Origin of the sequence: Psychromarinibacter halotolerans, from assembly GCF_029168315.1 — a bacterium.
GTDB classification, from domain to species: Bacteria; Pseudomonadota; Alphaproteobacteria; order Rhodobacterales; family Rhodobacteraceae; genus Psychromarinibacter; species Psychromarinibacter halotolerans.
The window spans coordinates 115018-140034 of the sequence record NZ_JARGYD010000004.1 but is presented as its reverse complement, the minus strand read 5'-3'; the positions used below and the strand labels follow the sequence as shown (position 1 = coordinate 140034).

Genomic DNA, 25017 nt, shown 5'->3' with positions numbered 1-25017 from the left:
GCCTTATGCGCTAGGGCAAATGCGGCGGTTTAATATCACGAACCCAACCTTGCCTGGACCTCTGCGGTGAAATGCTCTCCGCGTTTCTCGAAGTCCGGGTACTGGTCGAAACTGGCCGCTGCCGGGGCCAGCAGCACGGTGTCACCCGGCTCTGCCTCGGCCATCGCATCGGCGACCGCCTGTTCCATCGTCTCGCTGATCTGGTGCGGCGTGTCGCCCAGCTGAAGCGCGAACTCGCGGGCGGAATGGCCGATGAGATAGGCCTTGGTCACGTTCCCCAGCGCATCGGCAAGACTGGCGATGCCACCGTCCTTGCCCAGCCCGCCCGCGATCCATCGAATGCGGCCGAACGCCCGCAGGGCCTGTGCGGCGCTGTCGGCGTTGGTGGCCTTCGAGTCGTTGACATAGGCGACGCCGTTCGCCTCGGCGATCAGTTGGCTGCGATGCGGAAGACCCGCGAAGTCGTGGAACGCGGCCTCGATCGTTTTCGGGGACAGGCCCAGCGCGCGGGTCGCGGCATAGGCCGCGCAAGCGTTCTGGTGATTGTGCGCGCCCGGTAGCCCGCGGATGTCGCGCAGGTCGATCGACGCCATCTGGCGGGCCTTGCGGTATTCCGACAGAAAGCCCTTCCGCGCGAAGACCGACCAGCCCGGCCCGCCCAGCTTTTGCCCAGACGAGATGCGGATCACCCGGTCGTCCCCCGGCCCCTGCGACATCTGGTTGGCAAGGAACCGTCCCTCGGCCTCGTCCACACCGATGACGGCGCGGTCGGGCGCGCCCTCGGCAAACAGGCGACGCTTGGCCGCGAAATAGCCCCCCAGCCCACCATGACGGTCAAGGTGGTCGGGCGTCAGGTTGGTGAAGACCGAAATGTCCGGCGTCAGCGCCCGCGCAAGGTCGGTCTGGTAGCTGGACAGTTCCAGCACGATGACCTCGCCGTTTTCCGGCGGGTCGATGTCCAGAACCCCGCGCCCGATATTGCCGGCCAGCTGCGCCGGGCGGCCAGCGTGGCGCAGAATATGGTGGATCAGCGCCGAGGTCGTCGACTTGCCATTCGATCCGGTCACGGCGATCACCCGCGGCGGCTGGTCGAAACTCATCCAGTCCGAGGTGCCAAGGCTGGCGAAGAACAGGCCGATGTCGTTGTCGACGGGAATGCCCGCGTCCCACGCGGCGGCAATGGCGCGGTTGGGCTGCGGGTACAGGTGCGGAATACCGGGCGACACGATCAGGGCGGCAACACCGTCGTAAGCGCCGGGGCGGGTCAGGTCGACCAGTTCGAAGCCTTCCGCCTCGGCCCGGGCGCGGCCCTCTGCACCGTCGTCCCAGCAGATCGGCGTCGCGCGCCCGACCAGCAACGCACGGGCGGCGGCAAGGCCCGAACGGCCAAGACCGAGGATGGCGACCTTGTGGCCGGCGTAGCCGCGGACGGGGATCATCTGATGGCTCCTGAATCTGTTCCGCAAGGGTTAGCGCGGTTTGCGGTCCGGGGCCAGTGCGCGGCCAAAGAACGCCCCCGCGCACGTCTCGCGTCACCGCCTGCGTTTGAACGGATACGACAATCGCCGCTGGTCCGGACGCAAAATAAGCCGCGTTTCCAGCAGAAATCCGACAATCGCCGCTTAACGCAGCTTCAGCGTCGCAAGTCCGATCAGGGCAAGGATCACCGCGATGATCCAGAAACGGATGACGATCTGCGGTTCCGCCCAGCCACGCTTTTCGAAGTGGTGGTGGATCGGCGCCATCAGGAACACCCGCTTGCCGGTGCGCTTGAAGTACAGGACCTGAATGATCACCGACAAGGCTTCGACCACGAACAAGCCGCCGACGATGGCCAGCACGATCTCGTGCTTGATTGCCACCGCGATGGCGCCAAGCGCGCCGCCCAGCGCCAGCGAGCCGGTGTCGCCCATGAACACCGCAGCAGGGGGTGCGTTGTACCAAAGGAACCCCAGCCCGCCCCCGATCAGCGCCGCGACGAAGACTAGGATCTCGCCGGTGCCGGGCACGTAATGGACGTCAAGGTATTCGGTAAAGTCGACCCGCCCGACCGCGTAGGCGATCACGCCCAGCGTTCCGGCGGCGATCATCACCGGCATGATGGCCAAGCCATCCAGCCCGTCGGTCAGGTTCACCGCGTTTGCGGCGCCGACGATCACGATCATCGCGAACGGCACGAAGAACCACCACAAGTTCAGCAGCACGTCCTTGAACACCGGAAACGCCAGCCGAAAGCTTAGCTCTTCCGGGTGGAACCAAGACGCCCAGACGGCGGCAAGCCCGGCGATGGTGAAGCCGATCAACAGCCGGATGCGGCCCGAAACGCCCTTGGTGTTGGACTTGGAGACCTTCGCATAGTCGTCCGCGAAGCCGACAGCGCCGAAGCCCACGGTGACGAACAGCACCATCCAGACATAGGGGTTGTCCAACCGGGCCCAAAGCAGGCTGGAGACGACCAGCGCCCCAAGGATCAGCACGCCGCCCATCGTCGGCGTCCCCTGCTTGGTCAGCAGGTGGCTTTCCGGACCGTCGTCGCGGATCGGCTGCCCCCGGCCCTGCCGCTTGCGCAACTGGTCGATCAGGGGACGACCGAAGATGAAACCGAAGATCAGCGCGGTGAAGAAGGCCGCGCCGGCCCGAAAGGTGATGTAGCGAAACAGGTTGAAGAAATCGCCGCCGTCGGAAAATTGGGTGAGCCAGTACAGCATCAGGCGATCTCCTCGGAATCCGCCAGCAGCGGATGGCCCAATTTCCGCACGGCGTCAACGACGAGACTGACCTTGATCCCCTTCGATCCTTTCACCAGCAGCACGTCGCCCGCGTCGACCAGCCCGTGCGCGGCGCTCGCCACCTTCTTGGCGCTTGGCGCCCACTGGCCCTGCTTTTCGGGTGGCAGCGCGTCGTAAAGGTTGCGCATCAGCGGGCCGACGCAATGGACCACGTCGACCTCGGACAGGCTTGGATCCCGCGCGATGGCCGCGTGAAGCTCGGCGGCCTCGGGGCCCAGTTCCAGCATGTCGCCCAGCACCGCGATGCGGCGCCCCGAGGCGATGCGGCCCAGGCCGTCGCGCGGATGGGTGGCGGCGAGGATCTCTAGCGACGCGGTCATCGAAACCGGGTTCGCGTTGAACGCGTCGTCGATCAGGTCGAAGCTTTGTTTCTGCTCAAGCGGGTCGAGGTACAGCCGCTCGATCGTGCCCCGCCCTTCCGGCGGCTGCCACTTGGCCAGCGCGGCGATGGCAAGCGCGACGTCGCCCTTTACCGCCTTGACCGCCGCGAAGGCGGCCATCGCGTTGATCGCGAAGTGACGGCCGGGGGACTGCACCTTGTAGATCACCGACTGCCGCCAAAGGCGCCCCTGCGCCACGGTGGTCTCGCGGCTAAGCCGCACGTCGGTCACCCGGTGGAAGTTCCGCGCCGCCTCGCCGAAGGTGCGCAGCGTGGCGCCCTTCTCGCGCGCGGCGGCTTCAAGGATCGGGGCGGTCGGGATGTCGCCGTTGGTGATCGCCGTGCCGCCGGGTTCCAGCCCCTCGAAGATCGACGCCTTTTCGCGCGCGATGGCTTCGATGCTATCGAAGGCTTCAAGGTGGGCCGGGGCGACCGTCGTGATCACCGCCACATGCGGGCGCGCCATGCGGGTCAGCGGCGCGATCTCGCCGGGGTGGTTCATGCCGATCTCGATCACGGCATAGTCGACGTCAGCCGGCATCCGGGCCAGCGTCAGCGGCACGCCCCATTGGTTGTTGAAGCTCTTTTCCGCCGCATGAACAGTACCTTGCGCCGAAAGAACGGCCCGCAGCATATCCTTGGTCGAGGTCTTGCCGACCGACCCGGTCACCGCCACGACCTGCGCGCGGCAGCGGCCCCGCGCGGCGACGCCAAGACGTTCCAGCGCCGGCAGGACCTCGTCCACGATCAGCAGCGGCGCGTCCTCGGGCACCCCGTCCGGCACGCGGGAAACCAGTGCGGCGGCTGCGCCCTTCTCAAGCGCCTGCGCCACGAAGTCGTGGCCGTCGCGCACATCCGTCAGGGCGACGAACAGATCGCCGGGCGCGATGGAACGGGTGTCGATGGACACGCCCGAGGCGGACCAGTCGGTCGTCGCGCGGCCGCCGGTGGCCGCCGCGGCCTCGGCCGCGGTCCACAGGGTCATACCAGCCGCCCGTCCAGCGCGGCGACCGCCACGCTGGCCTGTTCCGCGTCGTCGAAGGGATAGACGTCGTCGCCGATCACCTGCCCCGTCTCGTGCCCCTTGCCCGCGATCAGCAGCGCGTCGCCGGGTTGCAGGGCATCGACGCCGCGCAGGATAGCTTCAGCCCGGTCGCCGACCTCTGTCGCGTCGGGCGCGCCCGCCATGATCATCGCGCGGATCGCCGCCGGATCCTCGGACCGCGGGTTGTCGTCGGTGACGAAGGCCACGTCGGCATTCTCGGCGGCGGCCTGCCCCATCAGCGGGCGCTTGGTGGTGTCGCGGTCGCCACCGGCGCCGAACACCACGATCAGACGGCCCAGCACATGCGGGCGCAGGGCCTTCAGCGCCGTTTTCAGGGCGTCGGGCGTGTGGGCGTAGTCGACGAAAACCGTCGCGCCATTCTCGCGCGCGGCGACAAGCTGCATCCGGCCGCGTACTCCGCCGAGGTGCGGAAGCATGTCGAAGGTGCGGGTCGGGTCACAGCCCGTGGCGATGACAAGCCCCGCCGCCAACAGCACATTTTCGGCCTGAAATCCGCCGATCAGGTCAAGCCGGGTCTGGCGCGGGCGACCGTTCCAGTCGAACCGCAGGTCCTGTCCGGTTGCGTCGTACCGCTGACCCCGGATGCGCAGGTTCGCGTCGGCGGACCGGCCCACGGTCAGGATGTCCTGCCCGCGCTCCATGGCCATCTCGGCCAGCTGTGCGCCGCGCGGATCGTCGATGTTGATCACCGCCGCGCCGTCGTCCGGCAGAACGCGGGTGAACAACCCCGCCTTCGCCTCGAAATACTCTTCGAAGCTGGCGTGGTAATCCAAATGGTCCTGCGTGAAGTTCGTGAACGCCGCCGCCGACAGGTTGACCCCGTCCAGCCGCCGCTGGGACAGCCCGTGCGAGGACGCTTCCATCGCGACATGATCGACCCCGGCGGCCGCGATCTCGGACAGGACACGGTGCAGGGTGATTGGTTCGGGCGTGGTGTGCTGAAGCGGCGCCTGATACGCGCCCTCGACCCCGGTCGTGCCGACATTGGCCGATTTCAGGCCAAGCTCGGCCCACAGCTGCCGGGTAAAGGTCGCGACCGATGTCTTTCCGTTGGTTCCCGTCACCGCGACGGTGGTGTCCGGCTGAAGCCCGAACCACAGCGCGGCAGCATAGGCCAGCGCCTGACGCGGGTCTTCGGCGATGACAATCGCGGCGTCGGACTCGGCCAGCTCGGCAGCCGCGATCTTCGCACCCTGCCGGTCGGTCAGGATCGCGCCCGCGCCCATGCGCAGGGCGTACTGGATGAACTCCCCGCCGTGGATTCGACTACCGGGCAACGCCGCGAACAGGTGCCCCTGCTCGACCGAGCGGCTGTCGACGGACAGTCCGGTGATCCGCGTCTCGCGCCCGCCCTGAGCCGTAAGACCCAGATCAGCAAGTGTTTTTTCCTGTCCGCTCATCTGCCCGCTTTCCGTGGTCAGCCCTTTGTTACTCCATCGGCGCTGTCGGGTTCAATCACTGGCCGCAGCCCAAGCAGCGGCGCGACGCGACGGATCACCTCGGTCGCCACCGGAACCGCCGTCCACCCCGCAGAGCGGCGCGGCTTCGTGCCCGAGGTCTCGACAGGTTCGTCCAGCGTCACGACCAGAACGTACTTCGGATCGTCCACCGGGAAAACGCTTGCGAAGGTGGTGATCACCTTGTCGTCGTAATAACCGCCGTTGGGCCGGGGCTTGTCGGCGGTGCCGGTCTTGCCCGCGACGCCGTACCCCGGCACATCCGCGAAGCTTGCCGTGCCACGCGTGACGACCGCCCGCAGCATTGCGCGCGCCGCGGCCGACGTCTCTTCCGACACGATGCGCGGGCCGGGAATGCGGTAGGCCTGCTTGACCAGCGTCGGCGTCACCTTGGTGCCGCCATTGGTCAGCGAGGCATAGGCCGCCGCAAGGTGCAGCGGGCTGGCCGACAGGCCGTGGCCGTAGGAAATGGTGATCGTGTGGATGTCGGACCAGTTCTTCGGGGTCAGCGGCTTGGCGTAGGGCGCTTCGAACAGTTCGACTTTGGTCGGCTCGAAAAAGCCCAGCGCCTTCAGGAATTCCTGCTGCCGCTTTTCGCCGATCTGAAGCGCGACATGCGCCGTGCCCACGTTCGAAGACTTCACGATCACATCCGTCAGCGAGATCAGCGGGCCATAGTTGTGACCCTCGAACTCTTTGATCGTGTACTTGCCCCACCGCATCGGCGCATCTGCGTCGATCAGAGTCGAAGGATTGGCCAGACCGATTTCCAGCGCCTGCGCGGCGGCGAAGATCTTGAAGGTGGACCCAAGCTCGTACAGGCCCTGCACCGCGCGGTTGAACAGCGGGCTGTCAGACGGATCCCCTTCCAAAAGCGGGACGGGCCGGTTGTTGGGGTCGAAGTCCGGCAGGCTGGCCATCGACACGATCTCGCCGGTGTAGGCGTCCATCAGGACTGCGGCGGCGCCCTTGGCGTTCAGCAACTTCATGCCGCCGTACAGGATTTCCTCGATCGCGGACTGGATCGTGAGATCCAGCGACAGTTCCAGCGGGCGGCCGTTGTTGGCCGGATCGCGCAGGAATTCGTCGAACGCCTTCTCGACACCGGCGGTGCCGATCACCTCGGCCGCATAGACACCTTCGACGCCGAACTTGTAGCCGCCAAGGACATGCGCCGCGAGCGAGCCGTTCGGGTACAGCCGCATCTCGCGCGGGCCGAACAGCAGGCCGGGTTCGCCGATATCGTGGACCTGCTGTTGCTGCTCGGGGCTTAGCACCTTCTTGATCCAGATGAATTTCCGCTTGCCGGTGAACTGCTTGAACAGGTCCTCGGCATCGAGATCCGGGAAGATCCGCGCCAGTTCGCTGGCGGCGCGGGCCTTGTCGACCATCATCGGCGGCTGGGCGTACAGGCTGTGCGTCTGCAGGTTGGTCGCAAGGATGCGGCCGTTGCGGTCGACGATGTCAGCCCGCTGGTTGACGATCTCGCTGGTCGAGGCCGAGGCGCGCGGCTCTTCCGGTACAGAAGCCGCCATCAGCCCCATGCGGGCACCGACCACGGTGAAGGCGCAGAAGAAGAACAGGCCCAGCACCAGCAGACGCCCCTCGGCGCGCTGGCGGGCCTTGTCGCGCATCTGTTCATGACGCAGGCGGATGTTCTCGCGCTCGATTGCGTCGGGGTTCTCGCCCTTGCGGCGGGCTTCGAGAATGCGGGCAAGCGGACGAAGAGGGACGCGGGTCATGGGATCAGCATATCCTCGGCAGGCACCGGAGCATTGGCCGGGGCGGAAACGGTCACGGCGCCGGTAATCGGGCCAAGTTGCAGTTCGGACGGCAGCGCATCGGGGCGCGGATACGAGATCTGTTCGACCCGGCCGAACTGGACGGCGGCCAGCGGCACAAGACCCAGCGAGGCGAAGTTCATGCCGACAAGATCAGCCAGCCGGTCAGGACGGTTCAGATAGGCCCATTCGGCGCGCAGCACCGCGCGGGTTTCGCGCAGTTGGCCGATCTGGCCCTGCAGCGATTCCACTTCACTTAGCGCGCGCTGTGTCTTGTAGTTTTCGCCATAGGCCCAGAACGCCAGCCCCATGACAGCCAGGATCGACAGTACGAAAGCGAATGACTTCAACGTCTTGCCCCCTTGTTTAGCATCGGCATCCCCAGTTTTGCGCGGTCCGCCGCGCCCGCCGGCGCGTCGGTGCGACGCGCGACCCGCAGCCGTGCCGACCGGGCACGCGGGTTTTCGGCCAGTTCGTCGTCATCGGGTCCCACCGCCTTGCGGGTGATGATCTCCCAGCGGGGCGTTTCCGCTTCGGTCGGCGGGGCATGGCGACTGCCCTGCCCCTGCTTGCCGCCCCGGATCTGGAAGAACCGCTTGACCATGCGGTCCTCGATTGAATGGAAGGTCACCACCGCCAGCTGCCCGCCCGGTTTCAGCGCGCGTTCCGCCGCTTCCATCCCGGTGGCCAGCTCACCGAACTCGTCGTTCACCGCGATGCGGATGGCCTGAAAGGTGCGGGTGGCGGGATGCGCCTGCCCCGGTTTCGGGCGCGGCAGCTGGGACTCGACGATCTTCGCCAGCTGCAGCGTGGTTTCGATCGGCGTTTCGGCCCGCGCCCTGACAATCGCACGGGCGATCCGGCGCGAGGCGCGCTCTTCTCCGTAAAGATAAAGGATGTCGGCCAGCTCCGCTTCGGACGTCTCGGCCACCAGATCGGCGGCGGACGGGCCCGTGTCGCTCATCCGCATGTCCAGCGGGCCGTCTTTCTGAAACGAAAAGCCGCGCTCGGCCATGTCGAGCTGCATCGACGAGACGCCGAGATCCAGCACCACGCCGTCAAGTTGGTCTGCGTATTCGTCCAGACGACTAAAGGTGCCCTCGACCAGCGACAGGCGGTCGCCGTACTCGCCGGCCCAGTCCTTTGCCATCTCGAAGACCATCGGATCGCGGTCGACACCGATCACGTGATCCGCGCCGGCCTCGAGCAGCCCACGCGCATAGCCCCCTGCCCCGAAGGTGCCGTCAAGCCACCGCCCGGAGACCGGTGCGACCTCTCTCAGAAGCGGGCGCAGCAGGACCGGGATGTGGGGGGCGGACGCGCTGGCAGATGCGGTCGCGGCCATGACCTATTCGCTCCGGACGTCGTTCAACAGCGTCAGAGGATCGAAATCCTCTGGTTTTTCTGCGAGGTAGGCTTCGATTTTCGCCTTCTTGATCCTGTCGTAGGCTTCCGGTTTCCACACTTGGAAACAGGCGCCTTGGGCAATGAAATAGGCTTCCTCGTCGATATCCAGCTTGTCGCGCAGCTTCTTGCTAAGGACGATCCGGCCGGTTTCGTCCACGGACATTTCAAGCGAGAACGCCTGATAGCGGTCAATCATGTAGGTGCGGTCGGGGCCATTCGGGAGCTTTGCGATCTTGTCCTCGAGCTCGTCCATCGAGTCGATCGTGTAGCATTCAAGATATTGCTGGCTTTCGTCGCCGTAGACGATGACGAACTCGGCGGGCTTGCCCTCGACCCAGTCGGGGTCACCGGACTCGATCACGCGGCGATAGCGAGAGGGGATGGAAACACGGCCCTTGCCGTCCACCTTCTGGGTGTATTCCCCTCTGAACCTACGCGCCACTGTCCCGCGTGTCCTTGTCCCGTCCCCCGCGAATTGTTCTGATTTTCAACCCCTAGAACGGAAACGGCGGATCGAGCTGCTGCCACTGCTCGATCCGCCGCCCTCGTCCCGCTTAGCGGGTTGTCCAGCTGCGCGCGCCACCTGGGGGGATGTCTGCTCGCCCGCGCGCCGGATCTCTTGGTCTGATGAAGTTGGGAGCCTGTATGAAACCTGCTTTTTGGTTACCTCGGATCTTGTTGTCCGTTTTTTGAACCCGTCTTCATCGTGGTTAAAGGAATGCCATGGGAATTCAGGGGAAGCAACGGGGTATATTTTCAGAACCCCCCTTTTCTGGCGTTGACAGAGACCGAAAAACAACAGCCCCGACAGCGCGCCCGCTTCGTTTTCCAACATATAGATCAGGGGTATAAATTGCCGTCTATATATGGTCGAAACTTTTTTGCAGGCTGGTTCCCTAAATTCCCACAAGATCCGGCCATTCCCACCCGATCCCCTTTCTCGCAGGCCGGAATCACGGGATGCGAGCGGTGAATCGTCCGATTTTGGGCTTGGTTTGGGGTTGGGACCATCTGGAACCCTGCGGGTCCCCTGAATTCCCAACCGTTCCATACCCCCGGAGTCGACGATGCCCCGCTGGACAGCGAGGCATCGGTCGGAACGTTGCTCGAAGAGATATTAACAGGGTTCTGTGGATAAATCCAGAATCCTTTCAGGCGACCCCGCCCGCGACAAGCCCGCTGGCCAGCCGGGCATAGGCCTCGGCCTCGGGCCCCTCGCCCGCGGCGATCGGCACGCCGACGTCCCCGGCAAGGCGGACATCCAGCGTCAGCGGCAACTCTCCTAGGAAGGGCAGGTCCAGCCGCTCTGCATCGGCGCGCACGCCGCCGTGGCCGAAGATATGAGACTCGCCCCCGCAGTGCGGACAGAAGAACGACGACATGTTCTCTATAAGACCAAGCACCGGCGTCCCCAGCCGACGGAACATGTCTATAGCCTTGCGCGCATCCAGAAGCGCCACGTCCTGCGGCGTCGAAACGACCAAGGCGCCGCTCAGGCGCGTCCGTTGTGCCAGCGACAACTGCACGTCACCGGTGCCGGGCGGCAGGTCGACGATAAGAACGTCAAGCTGACCCCAGTTCACCTGACCCAGCATCTGCTGCATCGCTCCCATCAACATCGGCCCCCGCCAGACGACAGCCTGATCGTCTTCTACCAGCAACCCGATCGACATGACCGTAACGCCATGCGCATGAGGCGGCTCGATCGTCTTGCCATCCTTCGAATCCGGCTTGCCCGACAGACCCATCATGCGCGGCACGCTGGGACCGTATATATCGGCATCGAGAAGCCCGACGCGCCGCCCCTGCCGCGCCAGCGCAACCGCAAGGTTTGTCGCGACCGTCGATTTACCGACACCCCCCTTCCCAGAGGCGACAGCGATGATGCGATCGACGCCGCTGACCTGCTGCGGACCGTCCTGTTGCGTGGGGTGCCGACCGATCTTCAGGCTTGGCGCCTCACCCCCGCCCTGCTGCGCCCGCGAAGCGCCTTGCTGCGACGCAGCATTGGCGTGGGCGGTGACGACAACGGACACGTCATGCACGCCCGGCATGGCGCGCACGGCGCGGACGCATTCGGCGCGAACCGGCTCCAACGTCCGCGCCGACTCGGGGCTGTCCGCTTCAAGCACAAAGCGGACGATTCCCGCCTCGACCCAAAGCGCTTTAACAAGCCCCGCCGTGACAGGGTCGCCACCATCGGGAAGCTCAACACCCATTAGGACTTGACGGATTTTCTCAGCGTTTGGGGCCATCTTTGCGATCTCCGCGCGGGGTGGTGAATTTTAAGCCTTTTCCGAAGGCGCTATGAAAGAGCCTGCTGAAAATTTCGGCATAAGTCACGCCGCGTGACTTAGGGTTACTTATGCGCCTTCTGCATAGCCGGAATGAAGCTTGGACGGATTGTGCATCTGCAGCATATGTTTATTTTGATCCTCAACACGACGGCACAAGCAGCCATCGACACAGACACACCCGGCGGCGGACACCAAACACCCGCAGCCGACCCGAGACAAGACAGGGTGCCCGATGCACCCGCAGAGAAACGAAGGAAAGCAATATGGCTTTCACACAGGAAATCGCAGGCTTCGAAGCCGGACTGGTCCGTCACATGCGCGAAGAGCTTTCGCTGGCCCGCCGGGTCGCAGGCAAGCGCGGCAAGACCGGAACCGCCGAAGCCCGCTGAACAGAGATAGAGTTTCAGGCACCTTCTCCTCCTCCCTAGGTTGTCTGATGACTCGCGGCGACGTCTTCCTCCTCCCTGATGTCGCCGCATCCTAATACGCCGAAGCCCCTCTCCTCCTCCCTGGGGCCTAGGTGATCGAAGACCGGCGATGCCCTCTCCTCCTCCCTGGGCATCGCCGGGACTTCGCAAAGAATACGAATACGGACGCCTCCTCCTCCCTTTGGCGTTCGTTGGAAAGTCGGCGGCACCCTCTCCTCCTCCCTGGGTGCCGCCGATGCCAAAACAGAGATGCGTGCGTTCCTCTCCTCCTCCCTGGAACGCTCGTTGGAAGATCGGCGGCACCCTCTCCTCCTCCCTGGGTGCCGTCGGTTCCTTCCACCGGAATACGGACGTCCCTCTCCTCCTCCCTGGGGCGCACGTTGGAAAGTCGGCGGCGCGCTACCTCCTCCCTGCGCGCCGCCGATTCCAAAACAGAGATACGGGCTTTCCTCTCCTCCTCCCTGGAAGGTCCGTTGGAAAGTCGGCGGCACCCTCTCCTCCTCCCTGGGTGTCGCCGGTGCTTTCCCCAGATACGGGCGTTCCTCTCCTCCTCCCTGGGACGCACGTTGAAATGACGGCGATGCGCTTCCTCCTCCCTGCGCATCGCCGTTTTTCTTTTCAGACACAGCCACCGCAATTCACGCGACCGCCGCCGTCAGGGCGGCGAAATCCGATTGATTTCCGCCGGTCCATTCGCCAAACGGATACGGACCTGAATTGGGGGACCGGACATGACCAGGATCGACGCCAAGTTCGCAGAGCTGAAAGCGAGCGGGAAAAAGGCTTTCGTAGCTTATGTAATGGCCGGCGACCCCGACTATGAAACGTCGCTTGAGATCGTGAAATCGCTGCCCGCCGCCGGTGTCGACGTGATCGAGCTTGGCCTGCCCTTCACCGATCCGATGGCGGACGGCCCGACCATCCAGCTTGCCGGTCAACGCGCGCTGGAAGGCGGGATGACGTTGCAGAAGACGCTGGATCTGGCGACCGAGTTCCGCAAAGAGGACGACACGACCCCGATCGTGCTGATGGGCTACTACAACCCCATCTATAATCGTGGCGTCGACACCTTCCTTGCAGACGCGAAGGCCGCCGGGATCGACGGGCTGATCATCGTCGATCTGCCGCCGGAAGAAGACGACGAACTGTGCATCCCGGCGCAAAAGGCAGGCCTGAACTTCATCCGCCTTGCCACGCCGACCACCGACGACAAACGGCTGCCGACGGTTCTGCAGAACACGTCCGGCTTCGTCTATTACGTGTCGATCACCGGCATCACCGGCTCGGCCGAGGCGCAGGCCGCCGATGTCGGCCCCGAGGTTGCGCGCATCAAGGCGAAAACCGACCTGCCGGTTATCGTGGGCTTCGGTATCCGCACCCCCGAATCCGCCGAGTCGATCGCCGGTATCGCGGACGGCGCCGTCGTGGGGTCTGCCATCGTGGCAAAGATCGCGAACGGCGACCCGGTGGAGTCGGTGCAAGCCTACGTCAAGACGCTTGCCGACGGCGCCCATCGCGCCTGACCGCTTGCCCGCGGCCCCCGCGACGTGCATGGGTACGACATGACCTTGCCCCCTGACCGCATCGCCGCCCTTGCCGAAGACCTTCTGAGCGCCCGCGACAGCGGCCGTCAGCGGCCTCCGCTGTCCGACACCGAGGACGCGTTCGGCTGGGACGACGCCCATGCCATCGCCGCGCGGATCCGCACGCTGCGCATCGCCAGCGGCGAAACGCCTGTGGGTCGCAAGATCGGCTTCACGAACCGCACCCTCTGGCCGCGCTACAGCGTCAACGGTCCGATCTGGGGCGACATGTTCGACCGCTCTGTCATTCAACTGGACGCGGCGCAGGCGACGGTCGACCTGCCCCGTGTGCCGGAACCGCGTATCGAGCCCGAGATCGTGTTTGGCTTTGGCGCGACCCCGGCCAGCGGCATGTCGGATGCAGAGCTTTTGGACTGCATCGAATGGGTCGCGCACGGGTTCGAGATCGTGACCTCGGTCTATCCCGGCTGGACCTTCGCCGCCGCCGACTGTCAGGCCGCCTTCGGGCTGCATGGCGCCCTGCTTGTCGGACCGCGTCAGCCGCTGGCCCGGATGGGCGATGCCCCGGCCGAAACGCTTGCCGCGCTGGAACTGACCCTGACCGGCGGCGAGGTGCGTGCCGAAGGGCGCGGCACGGACGTGCTTGGCGGCCCGCTTCAGGCTTTGCGGTTCCTGCTGGGCGGTCTGGACAAGACACCGGGCGAGACGCCGCTGAAGGCCGGCGACATCGTGACCACAGGGACGCTGACCGACGCGATGCCGGTTGCCCCCGGCGACCGTTGGCAGACGGAACTGCGCGGCTGCGACCTGCCGGGACTGGACGTCACCTTCCGCTAAGGCGGCCCGCAGCGGTGCCCCGGCACAGCCAATTGTCAGCGGCGCGCGCGACTGCTAACCAAAGACGCCGCACACAATGCCCCGGAGGAAGCATCCATGCCCGTCATCACCGAGATCGAGGACCTCAAACGCATCTATCGCAATCGGGTGCCGAAGATGTTCTTCGACTACTGCGAGTCGGGCAGCTGGACAGAACAGACCTTCCGCGAGAACTCTTCGGACTTCGACAAGCTCTACCTGCGCCAGCGGGTGGCCATGAACATGGAAGGCCGGTCGACCAAGTCGCAGATGATCGGTCAGGACGTGTCGATGCCGGTGGCGCTTGCGCCCGTCGGATCGACCGGGATGCAGTGGCCCGACGGGGAAATCCTTGCCTGCCGCGCCGCGCACGCCTTTGGCACCCAGTTCACCCTGTCGACGATGTCCGTCTGCTCGATCGAAGATGTGGCCTCTCATGTCGACAAGCCGTTCTGGTTCCAGCTTTACGTGATGCGCGACTGGAAATTCGTCGTGCGCATGATCGAGCGTGCCAAGGAAGCCAAGTGCTCCGCGCTGGTGCTGACGCTTGATCTGCAGATCCTCGGCCAACGCCACAAGGACCTGAAGAACGGCCTGTCGGTGCCGCTGCGCCCGACCCTGTCGAACATCTTCGATTTGTCGACCAAGTGGGCATGGGGCCGCGCGATGATGAAAACGCCGCGCCGCACCTTCGGCAATATCGTCGGCCACGCCGAGGGCGTCACCGACCTGTCGTCGCTGTCGGCTTGGACGGCTGAAAGCTTCGACCCCCGGCTGGACTGGGAAAAGGTCAAAGAGATCAAGAAGCTTTGGGGCGGCCCGCTGATCCTGAAAGGGATCCTGGATGCCGAGGACGCCCGCATGGCGCTGGACGTCGGTGCCGACGCGATCGTGGTGTCGAACCACGGCGGGCGTCAGCTGGACGGCGCGCTGTCGTCGATCCGCGCGCTGCCGTCGATCCTTGACGCCGTGGGCGACAAGATCGAGGTGCACCTCGACAGCGGCATCCGGTCCGGGCAGGACGTGCTGAAGGCCATCGCGATGGGCGCCAAGGGCACCTTCATCGGCCGCGCCGCAATCTACGGGCTGGGCGCGATGGGCCAGCAGGGCGTCACCCGCGCGCTGGAAGTCATCCACAAGGAACTCGACGTGTCGATGGCGCTGTGCGGCAAGCGAAACATCTCGGAGCTTGACCGCGACATCATGCTGATCCCCGAGGATTTCGCGGGGAAGTGGGCCGATACGTCCTCCCCCGCCGCCTAAGCCGGAGACCCTGCGTATGACACCCGATCACGCCAAGGCGCTGGACCTGCTGTCAACGGGCCAGTGGCAGGCTGCGCATGACATCGTCGAACACGAAGGCGATACCACCAGTGCGTGGATTCACGCGCTGGTGCACCGGATCGAAGGCGACGACTGGAACGCCGGGTATTGGTATCGCCGCGCTGGCCGTGCGCCGTTCGACGGGACGGTCGATCAGGAGATCGCGGCGATCCGGTCCGACTTGGCCGACTGAGCACCCGGCGTGGCCCCGTTTCGGGGCCACCGCCCGTCAAAGCCCGACGGCAACCCGCGGCTTGCGCCATGCCAGCGCCCAGATCGCCGGAAGCGTGAAGGCCACCAGACCTGCCACCGCGACGAAGGACCAGCGTAGGCCGAACATCTCGGCCAGCCCGCCCATCAGCGACGGTCCGATGAAGAAGCCCACGATCCCGAACATCCACGCCCGCGACAGCACATAGCTGCGCTGTTTGTCGCCCACGCGCGCGCCCAGCAGGGACGTGGCCGAGGGCACGATCACCGACATGCCAATGCCCGTCAGCGCGACACCCGCCAGCACCACCGGCACGTTGGGCGCGGCCGCGATCACCAGCGCGCCAATAGACCCGATGATGGCAGAGCCGAAGATCAGCTTGGCGTCGCCATACCGCGCGCTCAGCACCTGCCCGGACAACCGCCCGATTCCCATCATCAGGCCCAGCATTGCCGGGCCGAAACTGCCCGAGCCATGCTCGCCGCCCAGCGTGCGCTCGATGTGCAGGGCCGACCACGCCTCGGTCGAGTTTTCGCCGATGAAGCTGGCGAACAGGATGACGCCGGTCAGAACGATGGCGCCCCACGGGATGCGCGCCGGGTTGCCGGGGGCGTCTTCCTCGACCGGGGCCGCCGTGCGGGGAACGCGCATCAGTGCGACGCACAGCAGGATCAGAACCGCCATCCCGGGCAGGATCTGCGCCGGAGACATCCCCGCCTGCCGCCCCAAACCGCAGACCCACGCGACGGCGGCGAAGGACAGCGAGTACATCGCGTGGTTCACGTTCATAAGGTGCATACCGTGCCGCGCCTCTAGCCCGCTGATGTGCACGTTGGCCGAGATGTCGAGGAACGCCACCGACAGCCCCATCACCAGCAGCACAGCGCCCAGCGTGACCACGCTGGTGGGCAGCATCGGCAGCATCACCACGATGCAGACCAGAAGGCCGAACACCGGCATCGCATAGCGGCCAAGGCGGCCCGTCACCTTCGGCGCGGCCCACATGCCAAGCAGCCCGCCAAGCGCCGACATCAGCAGGGCGCCGCCCATCTCGCCGTCGCCCGCGCCGACACGGTCCTTGATGTCGGGCAACAGCGCGGCGAAACTGCCCCACAGGGCACCCACGGCCATCAGGCTGGCGGACGGCGCGCGCGACACGCGCAACGCTTTGATCAGGGACATTCCGGGAATCCTTCGCTTGCGGGGCGGACGCTATCCCTGCCCGGTCGGCCTGCCAAGGGATGGCCCGGCGGAATTAGACCCTTCCCTTGGGTCGGGATCTGCCTTATAGGCGGCGCTTCATCGGGCATACACCCTTGGAGGATGCCCATAACACTCAGTTAGGAGAAGAATTATGGCTGGCGAGATTCCTGATCTTGTAGCCACGGAGCGTACGGGGACAGGCAAGGGGGCCGCCCGTCAAGCACGCCGTGAGAATCTGGTACCTGGTATCGTGTACGGGGGCGGTGTCGATCCGCTGCCGATCAACCTTCCCTTCAACGAACTGCTGAAGCGCCTGAAAGCTGGCCGCTTCCTGTCGACGCTGTTCAACATGAAGGTCGAAGGGCACGATGATGTGCGCGTGATCTGCCGTGCCGTGCAGCGCGACGTGGTGAAAGACCTGCCCACGCATGTCGATTTCATCCGCCTGCGCCGCACCACGAAGATCAACCTCTTCATCCCCGTCGAGTTCGTCGGCGAAGAAGAGAGCCCGGGCCTGAAGAAGGGCGGCGTGCTGACTGCTGTCCGCCCCGAGGTCGAGCTGGTCGTCACCGCTGGCGACATCCCCGACCACCTGACCCTCGACGTGTCGAAGATGAACATCGGCGACACCGCGACGATCTCGTCCATCGATCTGCCCGCCGGCGCCAAGCCGACGATCGATCGGGACTTCGTGATCGCCAACATCACCGCCCCGTCCGGCCTGCGCGCCAGCGACGACGCCGAGGATGAAGGCGCGGAAGAAGCAGAGGCCGAGACCGAGGAGTAATCCCGGTTCCCTCTCGGATCTGATTGCAACGGAGCCTTCGGGCTCCGTTGTTCGTTTTGGAACAGCCTTCGCGACAAACTTCGCAAAAGCTGCCGCAAATTGTTCGATTTCTGAATATCAGGCGAGGTGGCCCAACGGCCGCCCAGCGGGACGTTCCACCCGCCGCCATTGCACGCGGCGCGCCGCGCGGATAGATCTTTCGCAACCGCAGCAAGGAGCCCCGCCCCATGCGTCTGTTCGTCGGTCTCGGCAATCCGGGGGCCAAGTACGCCCGCAATCGTCACAACATCGGCTTCATGGCCCTCGACCGCATCGCCGAGGATCACGGCTTTGGACCGTGGCGCGCCAAGTTTCAGGGACAGGTGTCCGAGGGACGGCTGGGGCTGGAAAAGGTGCTGCTGCTGAAGCCCGAGACCTACATGAACCTGTCGGGCAATTCCGTGTCGGCGGCGGCGCAGTTCTACAAGATCGGCCCCGAGGACGTCATCGTCTTCCACGACGAACTGGACCTTGCCCCGGGCAAGTGCCGCTTCAAGACCGGCGGCGGCCACGCGGGGCACAACGGCCTGCGCTCGATCCACGCGCAGTTCAGCGACAAATACCACCGCGTGCGGATGGGTATCGGCCACCCGGGCCACAAGGATGCGGTGTCGCATTACGTTCTGCACGACTTCCCGAAGGCCGATCAGGACTGGTTGGACGACCTGCTGCGGGGGATCTCTGACGGGGCGAAACCGCTGGCCGAAGGGCACACCGGCAAGTTCATGAACGCTGTCGCCCTGCGCACGGCACCGCCGCGATCTTCGAAAACCGCTGGCAAGCCGGAACAGGAACCTGCACCGAAACCGGACGCCAAACCCGAACCCGAACCCGAGCCCGATTCGCGCAGCGCGATCCAGAAGCTGGTGGACAAGTTCAAATGACCCTGCGCGCGGCGCTGCGCGATCAGGCCACGTCCTGCGAACATTTGGGGTCGCCGTTCAACGCGCGCCTTCTGCGGCTGATCGCGGACCGGCTGGAACCGGGCGGTGTGATCGCCGACCGTCTGCTGGACTGGCCGGGCGACATCTCGTCCCGCGGGCATTCGGTGCCCCTGCGGCTGGCCGGAAGCCTGCATGGTCTGGTGATCGAAGGCGAAGCGCCGGAGTTGGCGGCCTGTTACCCCCCGCATGACGCAAGCGATGACGCGCTGTGGGCTGCGGTAAAATCCGCGATGGAAGATCACACCGAACGGCTGGGGCAGTGGCTCGACCGCCCGCCGCAGACGAACGAAACCGCCCGAAGCGCGGTTCTGATCGCGGCGGGGCATTGGCTGGCGGACCATTACGATCTGCCTTTCGTCCTGTCGGAACTTGGCGCAAGTGCGGGGCTGAACCTCTTCTGGGATCGCTACGCCCTTAACCTTCCCGGCCGTCGGCTTGGGCCCATCGATGCGGTGCTGACCCTTTCGCCCGACTGGGACGGCCCCCTGCCCCCGAACGCGTCCCCACGGGTTGCCGAACGGCGCGGCACGGACCTGACCCCTTTGGATCCCACATCGCCCGACGACCGGCAGCGCCTGTGCGCCTATATCTGGCCCGACCAGTCGGACCGCCTGTCGCGCACGCAGGCCGCCCTTGCCGCGGCAACCCCCGTCGTCGATGCCGCCGATGCCGCGGACTGGCTGGATCAGCGACTGGCCGATCCCCGGCCCGGTCATCTGCACCTGATCTATCACACCATCGCGTGGCAGTATTTTCCCGAACCGGTCAAGGCACGCGCCCGCGCCGCCATCGAGGCCGCAGGCCAGCGCGCCACCAAGGCGGCGCCCGTCGCATGGCTGGGCATGGAGGCCGACAGCGACTCGCCTGGCGCGGGGATGACGCTGCGTCTGTGGCCGGAAGACAGAACAGTCACGCTGGGCCGGGTGGATTTTCACGGCCGCTGGCTGCGGTGGTCGCCACACGGTTGAACGCCGCGACACCGAAGCTAACATCGACACGGACCAACCCCGGAGACCCGCCATGACAATGGACCCTTCTGTCAACGTGCTCGGAGAGCCGCTGGAATCCTGCTCGGACGACCCGCTTACGGGCTATTACCGCAATGGGTCCTGCGACACATGCGACGAGGATACCGGCAGCCACACCGTGTGCGCGGTCATGACGGCAGAGTTTCTGGCGTTCTCGAAATACGTCGGCAACGACCTGTCGACCCCGCGCCCCGAGCTTGGCTTTGCCGGGTTGAAGCCGGGCGACCGCTGGTGCGTGTGCGCGGCGCGGTTCCTGCAGGCCCATGACGAAGGATGCTCTCCCGAGGTGGACCTGTCGGCCACCCACATGCGTGCGCTGGAAGTCGTGCCGCTTGCGGTGCTTCAGGCCCGGGCTATCGGCGCGGATTGACCTTGTGCGCCGGTCATGCGACCTCGGGGCCAAGCCAGCGACCGCCGAGGCGCAGCCAGCCTATCCCCGAACCAGCATGAGACAGGCCATGAGCTTTATCGCGATGAACCGCTTCCGGATTCTGCCGGGCAAGGAAGAAACCTTCGAGACCATTTGGAAAAGCCGGGAAAGCCGGCTGAAAGAGCTGAAAGGCTTCCGGGAATTCCGGCTGCTGAAAGGCCCGGAGGGCGAAGGCCACACGCTGTATTCCAGCCACGTCGTCTGGGACAGCCGCGAAGATTTCGAAGCGTGGACCAAGTCGGAACAGTTCCGCGACGCGCACAAGAATGCCGGCAACAGCGGCACCAAGGACGTGATGGCCGGACCGCCGCAGTTCGAAGGCTTCGAGACGGTCCTGCACGAATCGTAAGACCCGTCAGGCCGCCCGCCCTGCCCGTTCCGCCGGTTTCTCGGCCACGGGCGTCAGTTCATCCCCCATCAGGTCGTCGATGAACAGGCTGAGTAACTGCGGGCGGCCGGACACCCCGGCTTTGCGGTAGATCGCGTTCGACTGCGCCTTAACCGTCCCTTCAGATGTTGCGCGAAGCCCGGCGATCTCTTGGATCGACAAACCTTTCAGCAAGAACATCGCGACGTCGTGCTCGGCGGCTGTCAGCTGCCATGATGTGAATCGGTCCTCGATCAATTCGTGGAACGCGCCAGAGGCGATGCGCAGGCGATCCTCCAGCGCGTCGGCCCGCCGGTGAGACTGGCGCAGGGCCATCGCCCCCAGCACCAGCCCAAGGATCAGCCCCAAGGACGCGCCGATTTCCAGAAACTCGCGGGTCTGCCAGCTGATCGGCTGCAAACGGATGCCGATCACGGTCAGCGCGATGTCCGACACGAAGAAGATCGCGCAGATTGCCTGCACGAGCAGAATGCTGATCAGAAGTGTCCGACGCTTCACGGGGCCGCCTGTTCCGTTTCCTGCTCTGGTGTCCGCGCCCTTCCAACGGACAACCCGTGTTTATACGGAAAACGCTTGGCGCTCCATCGTGACGGCACGGCCCCGTTGCGTCAGCCGTTGCCGCCGCCGGGTGATCCGTCTGGGCGGTCGGGCCTGTCGGGCCGGTCCGGTCTGTCCGGGCGATCCGGGCGATCTGGCCTGTCTGTCTGGTCCGGGCGGTCGGGCCTGTCAGGAAGATCGGGCCTGTCAGGACGATCGGGCCGTTCGGGGCGTTCAGGGCGGTCGGGAACCTCTGCCGGGCCGAGATCCGGCATCAACCGTGGTCCGTCGACGAAGGTATCGTCACCACTGGTATAGTCGCGCAGGATCTCTCCGGTGCGGGGATTGACGATGATCTCTCTTTGACGCGACCCGTCATGACCCACGACCCGCAGGCGGCCCAGCAAGGTGTGGCTGACGTCGATCTCATCATAGCCGTAGCGGCGCAGTTGATCTGCGACCCGCTCTTCCAGCGACGCCGCGTGCGCCGTTGCGGCGCCCGACGCGACGATGAATGCGGCTGTAAGAAGTTTAGCAATCATCTGTATCCTCCGGGGTCAGCGAAAGCTGTCGATGCGGCGGCTCCTGCTGGGGACAGGAACCGCCGCATACTACTGGAACGAACTTCGGCTTCGGGATACCGGCGTCGTTCCTTTGGTTCGCGTTTGCCCGCCGTCCCGGCCCCTCCTCATGTTTGGAGACACGTCGGAGGTCGCCCACGGATGCATGATTGGTCGGATCCGCACCGCGAGCTGTTATGCCGGGAACTGCCAGAGGCAGCGGGATGAGTGGTGGCACACACGATATGCCCCCCACATGCCAGCCCCGCCGGAGATGCGCCATAAACCTTCGGCCAGACCGCATAAACCCAGGTTTAAGGGCCAATAAAACAAGAGGTTTCCGCAGGATAGGCGCGGTGCCCTGTTCGGCCCGAACCGCAGTCGCGCGCCGGATGGATGCGGACCGCGCCCGCGTCATCGCAGGCAGGTCCGACCGATTGCACGGCCCCGATGCGGCCGGAACCGTGCGCAGTTGGCGGTAAAGGGTGATGTCAGCCCAGATCCTGCCCAAGGTGCTGGGCGACGGCGAAGATGTCCTTGTCGCCCCGACCGCACATGTTCATGCAGATGATGTGATCGGCGGGAAGGTCCGGCGCAATCTTCATGACATGGGCCAGCGCGTGGCTGGGTTCCAGCGCGGGGATGATGCCCTCGGTCTCACAGGACAGCTGGAACGCCTCCAGCGCTTCCTTGTCGGTGATCGACACGTACTCGGCCCGGCCGGTGTCGTGCAGCCACGAATGTTCCGGCCCGATGCCGGGATAATCGAGCCCCGCCGAGATCGAGAAGCCTTCAAGGATCTGCCCATCGTCGTCCTGCAGCAGGTAGGTCCGGTTGCCGTGCAGCACGCCGGGGCGCCCGCCCGTCAGCGAGGCGCAATGCTCCATCTTTTCGTTCACGCCCTTACCGCCGGCCTCGACGCCGATGATACGGACGTCCTTGTCATCGAGGAACGGGAAGAACAGGCCCATCGCGTTGGAACCGCCGCCGATGGCGGCGATGATCGTGTCGGGCAGACGGCCCTCGGCCTCCATCATCTGTTCCTTGGTTTCCTTGCCGATGATCGACTGGAAATCGCGGACCATCGCCGGGTACGGGTGCGGGCCCGCCACCGTGCCGATGCAGTAGAACGTGTCGCGCACGTTGGTCACCCAGTCGCGCAGCGCATCGTTCATCGCGTCCTTCAGGGTGCCGCGACCAGACGTCACCGGCACCACCTCGGCGCCCAGCAGCTTCATGCGGAACACGTTGGGTTTTTGCCGTTCAACATCGTGGGCGCCCATGTAGACCACGCATTTCAGGCCGAACTTGGCGCAAACCGTCGCCGTGGCCACACCGTGCTGACCCGCGCCGGTTTCGGCGATGATGCGGGTCTTGCCCATGCGGCGGGCAAGGATGATCTGGCCCAGCACGTTGTTGATCTTGTGCGCGCCGGTGTGGTTCAGCTCGTCGCGTTTGAAATAGACCTTGGCGCCGCCCAGCCGCTCGGACAGGCGTTCGGCATGGTACAGCGGCGAGGGGCGACCGACATAGTGCTTCCACAGGAAGTCCATCTCGTCCCAGAAGCTTTGGTCGGTCTTCGCACGTTCGTATTCCGCCTCGAGATCGAGGATCAGCGGCATCAGCGTTTCCGACACGAACCGCCCGCCGTAAAGGCCGAAGCGGCCGTTCTCGTCAGGGCCGGTTTTATACGAGTTGGGAAGATCTTCGGCCATGGTGCGCCCCCTTGAACTGGTTTCTCCGCGTTTAATCCGAAAGCCCCACGCGGTAAAGCCGCGTGCGCCGTCGGACGGCCCGATCGGACACCTTCGGTTGCTTGCGATGGTAATTGACCTGCGCGGCCAGTTGGAGGCACTCTGATCGCGGGAAGAGGACCCCGGGAGGACGACCATGAACACCAAAACCCTGCTGTGCGCGGGCACGGCGCTGTTTGCGCTTGCGCCTGCTGCATGGGCCGCCGACTGCGCGGCGATGACGGACGCCGCACCGGAAGGAGTCACGATCACCGAGGCGGTGCAGACCGAAGCGTCGGAAGAGATTAACGTCGCCCACTGCCTGCTGCGCGGCGTGATGGACGAACGCACCGGGATGGATGGCAAACCCTATGCCATCCGCTTTGAACTGCGGATGCCGGACGACTGGCAGGGGCGGTTCATGCATCAGTTCAACGGCGGCAATGACGGCGCAGTCGTCCCCGCCCTTGGCGAGGGCACCGGCGTCGCGATGGGCAATCCCGCATTGGCGCGGGGCATGGCCGTGGTGTCGTCCGATGCCGGTCACGACGGCGAGGCGAACCCCGAAGCCGGGCTGGCCGGGTCGAACATGTTCGGCTTCGATTTCGAGGCGCGGCGCGACTATGGCTATGGGGCCGTCGCCAAGCTGCACCCCGTCGCGCTTGAACTGGTTGAAACCTACTATGGCCATGCGCCGGACTACGTTTACGGCTTTGGCCGGTCCAACGGCGGACGGCACGCGATGGTCGCCGCGGAACGGATGCCGGATGCCTTCGACGGCCTGCTGGCAGGTTACCCCGGCTTCAACCTGCCGAAGGCTGCGCTTCAGCACGCGTGGGATGTGCAGTCTTTCCGCAGCGTGGGCAACAGCCTTGCCACCGCCTTCTCGGCCGACGAACTGGCCGCCGTCGCCACCCGCGTGGCCGAAGCCTGCGATGGGCTCGACGGGCTTGAGGATGGCATGATCTTCGACGTCGAAGGCTGTCAGGATGCGTTCGACCCCGCCACGATGGCGTGCAGTGCGGGCCAGAACAGCGCCTGCTTGTCCGAGGACAAGGTCGCCGCGCTGCAACGAATTCACGCCGGTCCGACCGACAGTTCCGGCACGGCGCTGTATAGCGACTGGGTCTGGGACACCGGCATCGCCACCGCGAACTGGCGCTTCTGGAAGCTGGAAAGCCCGATCCCGCCGTGGGGCAAGAAACCCCTGATCGCGATCATGGGGTCGGGTTCGCTGGCACAGATCTTCACCACCCCGCCCACGCAAGTCGCGGGAGACCCGGAGTCGCTTGAAGCCTATCTGATGGCCTTCGATTTCGACACCGACGCTGACGGGATCTGGGCCACGTCCGACGCGTTCCCCGAAAGCCCGATGGAGGTCATGACGCCGCCCTCGGCTGCCGATCCGACGCTGGACGGCATGGAAGCGGCAGGCAGCAAGCTGATCGTGTTCCACGGCGTGTCCGATCCCGTGTTCTCGTTCAAGGACACTGCGACCTGGTACGCCCGCCTGATGGAAAACAACGCGGCGGCCAGCGACTTCGTTCGGCTTTACGCGATCCCGGGCATGCCGCATGGCCAAGGCGGCAATGCCCCGGACGAGGTGGACATGCTGGGCGCCCTGATCGCATGGGTCGAGGACGGCGCAGCCCCCGGCCCGCTGACCGCGACGATCCGGCAAGGCAACGAAGAGGCCGACACCGGCAACCTTGGCGCCACGCGCCCGCTGTGCCCGTGGCCCCGGCACGCGCAGTTCACGGGGAACGACCCGATGTCCGCCGCCAGCTTCAGCTGCGAATAGGCCATTTCTCCCGCCCCCGTTCGGCGGGGG

24 protein-coding genes are annotated in these 25017 nt (G+C 65.4%); 11 read left to right on the top strand and 13 right to left on the bottom strand.

Going from position 1 to position 25017, the window contains the following annotated elements; all coding sequences use genetic code 11:
• Nucleotides 1-35: 35 nt before the first annotated feature.
• The 9 genes from murD to P1K30_RS11750 all read right to left on the bottom strand — a co-directional run bounded on the left by murD (nt 36) and on the right by P1K30_RS11750 (nt 11134).
• Nucleotides 36-1439, bottom strand: a complete 1404-nt coding sequence (gene murD, locus P1K30_RS11790; RefSeq protein WP_275632938.1) for a UDP-N-acetylmuramoyl-L-alanine--D-glutamate ligase — start codon at nt 1437-1439, stop codon at nt 36-38.
• 183 nt (nt 1440-1622) lie between these two features.
• A complete protein-coding gene (mraY, locus tag P1K30_RS11785) occupies nt 1623-2708 on the bottom strand; it encodes a phospho-N-acetylmuramoyl-pentapeptide-transferase (RefSeq protein ID WP_275632937.1) in 1086 nt (361 codons plus the stop codon).
• On the bottom strand, nt 2708-4153 hold the full coding sequence (locus tag P1K30_RS11780; RefSeq protein ID WP_275632936.1) for a UDP-N-acetylmuramoyl-tripeptide--D-alanyl-D-alanine ligase: 1446 nt from the start codon (nt 4151-4153) through the stop codon (nt 2708-2710). The genes mraY and P1K30_RS11780 overlap by 1 nt, the downstream gene beginning before the upstream one ends.
• Nucleotides 4150-5634 carry a UDP-N-acetylmuramoyl-L-alanyl-D-glutamate--2,6-diaminopimelate ligase gene (locus P1K30_RS11775; RefSeq protein ID WP_275632935.1) on the bottom strand — a complete coding sequence of 495 codons (1485 nt, stop codon included), beginning with the start codon at nt 5632-5634 and terminating at the stop codon, nt 4150-4152. Before P1K30_RS11775 ends, P1K30_RS11780 begins: the two co-directional genes overlap by 4 nt.
• Nucleotides 5635-5651: 17 nt before the next feature.
• Nucleotides 5652-7433 carry a peptidoglycan D,D-transpeptidase FtsI family protein gene (locus tag P1K30_RS11770; protein WP_275632934.1) on the bottom strand — a complete coding sequence of 594 codons (1782 nt, stop codon included), beginning with the start codon at nt 7431-7433 and terminating at the stop codon, nt 5652-5654.
• Entirely contained in the window at nt 7430-7822 is a 393-nt protein-coding gene (ftsL, locus tag P1K30_RS11765; protein WP_275632933.1) for a cell division protein FtsL, read from the bottom strand. The genes P1K30_RS11770 and ftsL overlap by 4 nt, the downstream gene beginning before the upstream one ends.
• Nucleotides 7819-8817 carry a 16S rRNA (cytosine(1402)-N(4))-methyltransferase RsmH gene (gene rsmH, locus P1K30_RS11760; RefSeq protein ID WP_275632932.1) on the bottom strand — a complete coding sequence of 333 codons (999 nt, stop codon included), beginning with the start codon at nt 8815-8817 and terminating at the stop codon, nt 7819-7821. Before rsmH ends, ftsL begins: the two co-directional genes overlap by 4 nt.
• Before the next feature lie 3 nt (nt 8818-8820).
• Complete coding sequence (gene mraZ, locus P1K30_RS11755) at nt 8821-9321, bottom strand: division/cell wall cluster transcriptional repressor MraZ (protein WP_275632931.1); 501 nt, start codon at nt 9319-9321, stop codon at nt 8821-8823.
• Between the two features lie 709 nt (nt 9322-10030).
• Nucleotides 10031-11134 carry an Mrp/NBP35 family ATP-binding protein gene (locus tag P1K30_RS11750; protein WP_275632930.1) on the bottom strand — a complete coding sequence of 368 codons (1104 nt, stop codon included), beginning with the start codon at nt 11132-11134 and terminating at the stop codon, nt 10031-10033.
• Nucleotides 11135-11439: 305 nt separating this feature from the next.
• On the opposite strand from P1K30_RS11750, the gene P1K30_RS11745 reads away from it, so the two are divergent.
• From P1K30_RS11745 to P1K30_RS11725, 5 genes are all read left to right on the top strand, one after another.
• Entirely contained in the window at nt 11440-11565 is a 126-nt protein-coding gene (locus P1K30_RS11745; protein WP_275632929.1) for a hypothetical protein, read from the top strand.
• Nucleotides 11566-12335: 770 nt separating this feature from the next.
• Nucleotides 12336-13127 (top strand): tryptophan synthase subunit alpha, encoded by a 792-nt coding sequence (trpA, locus tag P1K30_RS11740; RefSeq protein WP_275632928.1) that lies wholly within the window; start codon nt 12336-12338, stop codon nt 13125-13127.
• Nucleotides 13128-13166: 39 nt separating this feature from the next.
• Nucleotides 13167-13985: a 2-keto-4-pentenoate hydratase gene (locus tag P1K30_RS11735; RefSeq protein WP_275632927.1), complete on the top strand. Its 819-nt coding sequence runs from the start codon at nt 13167-13169 to the stop codon at nt 13983-13985.
• A 96-nt stretch (nt 13986-14081) separates the two neighbouring features.
• The gene (locus P1K30_RS11730; RefSeq protein WP_275632926.1) at nt 14082-15266 is read left to right on the top strand and encodes an alpha-hydroxy acid oxidase; all 1185 of its coding nucleotides are present in this window, start codon (nt 14082-14084) and stop codon (nt 15264-15266) included.
• Nucleotides 15267-15282: 16 nt separating this feature from the next.
• On the top strand, nt 15283-15519 hold the full coding sequence (locus tag P1K30_RS11725) for a hypothetical protein (RefSeq protein ID WP_275632925.1): 237 nt from the start codon (nt 15283-15285) through the stop codon (nt 15517-15519).
• 36 nt (nt 15520-15555) lie between these two features.
• Here P1K30_RS11725 and P1K30_RS11720 read toward each other — a convergent pair whose 3' ends face one another.
• The gene (locus P1K30_RS11720) at nt 15556-16719 is read right to left on the bottom strand and encodes an MFS transporter (protein ID WP_275632924.1); all 1164 of its coding nucleotides are present in this window, start codon (nt 16717-16719) and stop codon (nt 15556-15558) included.
• A 172-nt stretch (nt 16720-16891) separates the two neighbouring features.
• Between P1K30_RS11720 and P1K30_RS11715 the strand changes: the two genes are divergently transcribed.
• The 5 genes from P1K30_RS11715 (at nt 16892) to hmuQ (ending at nt 20317) form a co-directional block, all read left to right on the top strand.
• Nucleotides 16892-17527, top strand: a complete 636-nt coding sequence (locus P1K30_RS11715) for a 50S ribosomal protein L25/general stress protein Ctc (RefSeq protein ID WP_275632923.1) — start codon at nt 16892-16894, stop codon at nt 17525-17527.
• Nucleotides 17528-17754: 227 nt separating this feature from the next.
• Nucleotides 17755-18450: an aminoacyl-tRNA hydrolase gene (gene pth, locus P1K30_RS11710; RefSeq protein ID WP_275632922.1), complete on the top strand. Its 696-nt coding sequence runs from the start codon at nt 17755-17757 to the stop codon at nt 18448-18450.
• Nucleotides 18447-19478: a DUF2332 domain-containing protein gene (locus tag P1K30_RS11705; protein WP_275632921.1), complete on the top strand. Its 1032-nt coding sequence runs from the start codon at nt 18447-18449 to the stop codon at nt 19476-19478. The genes pth and P1K30_RS11705 overlap by 4 nt, the downstream gene beginning before the upstream one ends.
• A gap of 52 nt (nt 19479-19530) precedes the next feature.
• On the top strand, nt 19531-19908 hold the full coding sequence (locus P1K30_RS11700) for a DUF2237 family protein (protein ID WP_275632920.1): 378 nt from the start codon (nt 19531-19533) through the stop codon (nt 19906-19908).
• 88 nt (nt 19909-19996) lie between these two features.
• The gene (gene hmuQ, locus P1K30_RS11695) at nt 19997-20317 is read left to right on the top strand and encodes a heme-degrading protein HmuQ (protein ID WP_275632919.1); all 321 of its coding nucleotides are present in this window, start codon (nt 19997-19999) and stop codon (nt 20315-20317) included.
• Nucleotides 20318-20323: 6 nt separating this feature from the next.
• Here the strand turns inward: hmuQ and P1K30_RS11690 are convergent, their stop codons facing one another.
• From P1K30_RS11690 to trpB, 3 genes are all read right to left on the bottom strand, one after another.
• Nucleotides 20324-20854, bottom strand: a complete 531-nt coding sequence (locus tag P1K30_RS11690) for a helix-turn-helix transcriptional regulator (RefSeq protein ID WP_275632918.1) — start codon at nt 20852-20854, stop codon at nt 20324-20326.
• Between the two features lie 110 nt (nt 20855-20964).
• Nucleotides 20965-21435, bottom strand: a complete 471-nt coding sequence (locus tag P1K30_RS11685) for a hypothetical protein (protein ID WP_275632917.1) — start codon at nt 21433-21435, stop codon at nt 20965-20967.
• Nucleotides 21436-21944: 509 nt separating this feature from the next.
• Nucleotides 21945-23168, bottom strand: coding sequence for a tryptophan synthase subunit beta (gene trpB, locus P1K30_RS11680; RefSeq protein ID WP_275632916.1), 1224 nt, complete (start codon nt 23166-23168; stop codon nt 21945-21947).
• A gap of 175 nt (nt 23169-23343) precedes the next feature.
• Here trpB and P1K30_RS11675 point away from each other — a divergent pair, with 175 nt between their 5' ends.
• Nucleotides 23344-24987, top strand: coding sequence for a tannase/feruloyl esterase family alpha/beta hydrolase (locus tag P1K30_RS11675; protein WP_275632915.1), 1644 nt, complete (start codon nt 23344-23346; stop codon nt 24985-24987).
• Nucleotides 24988-25017: the final 30 nt, after the last annotated feature.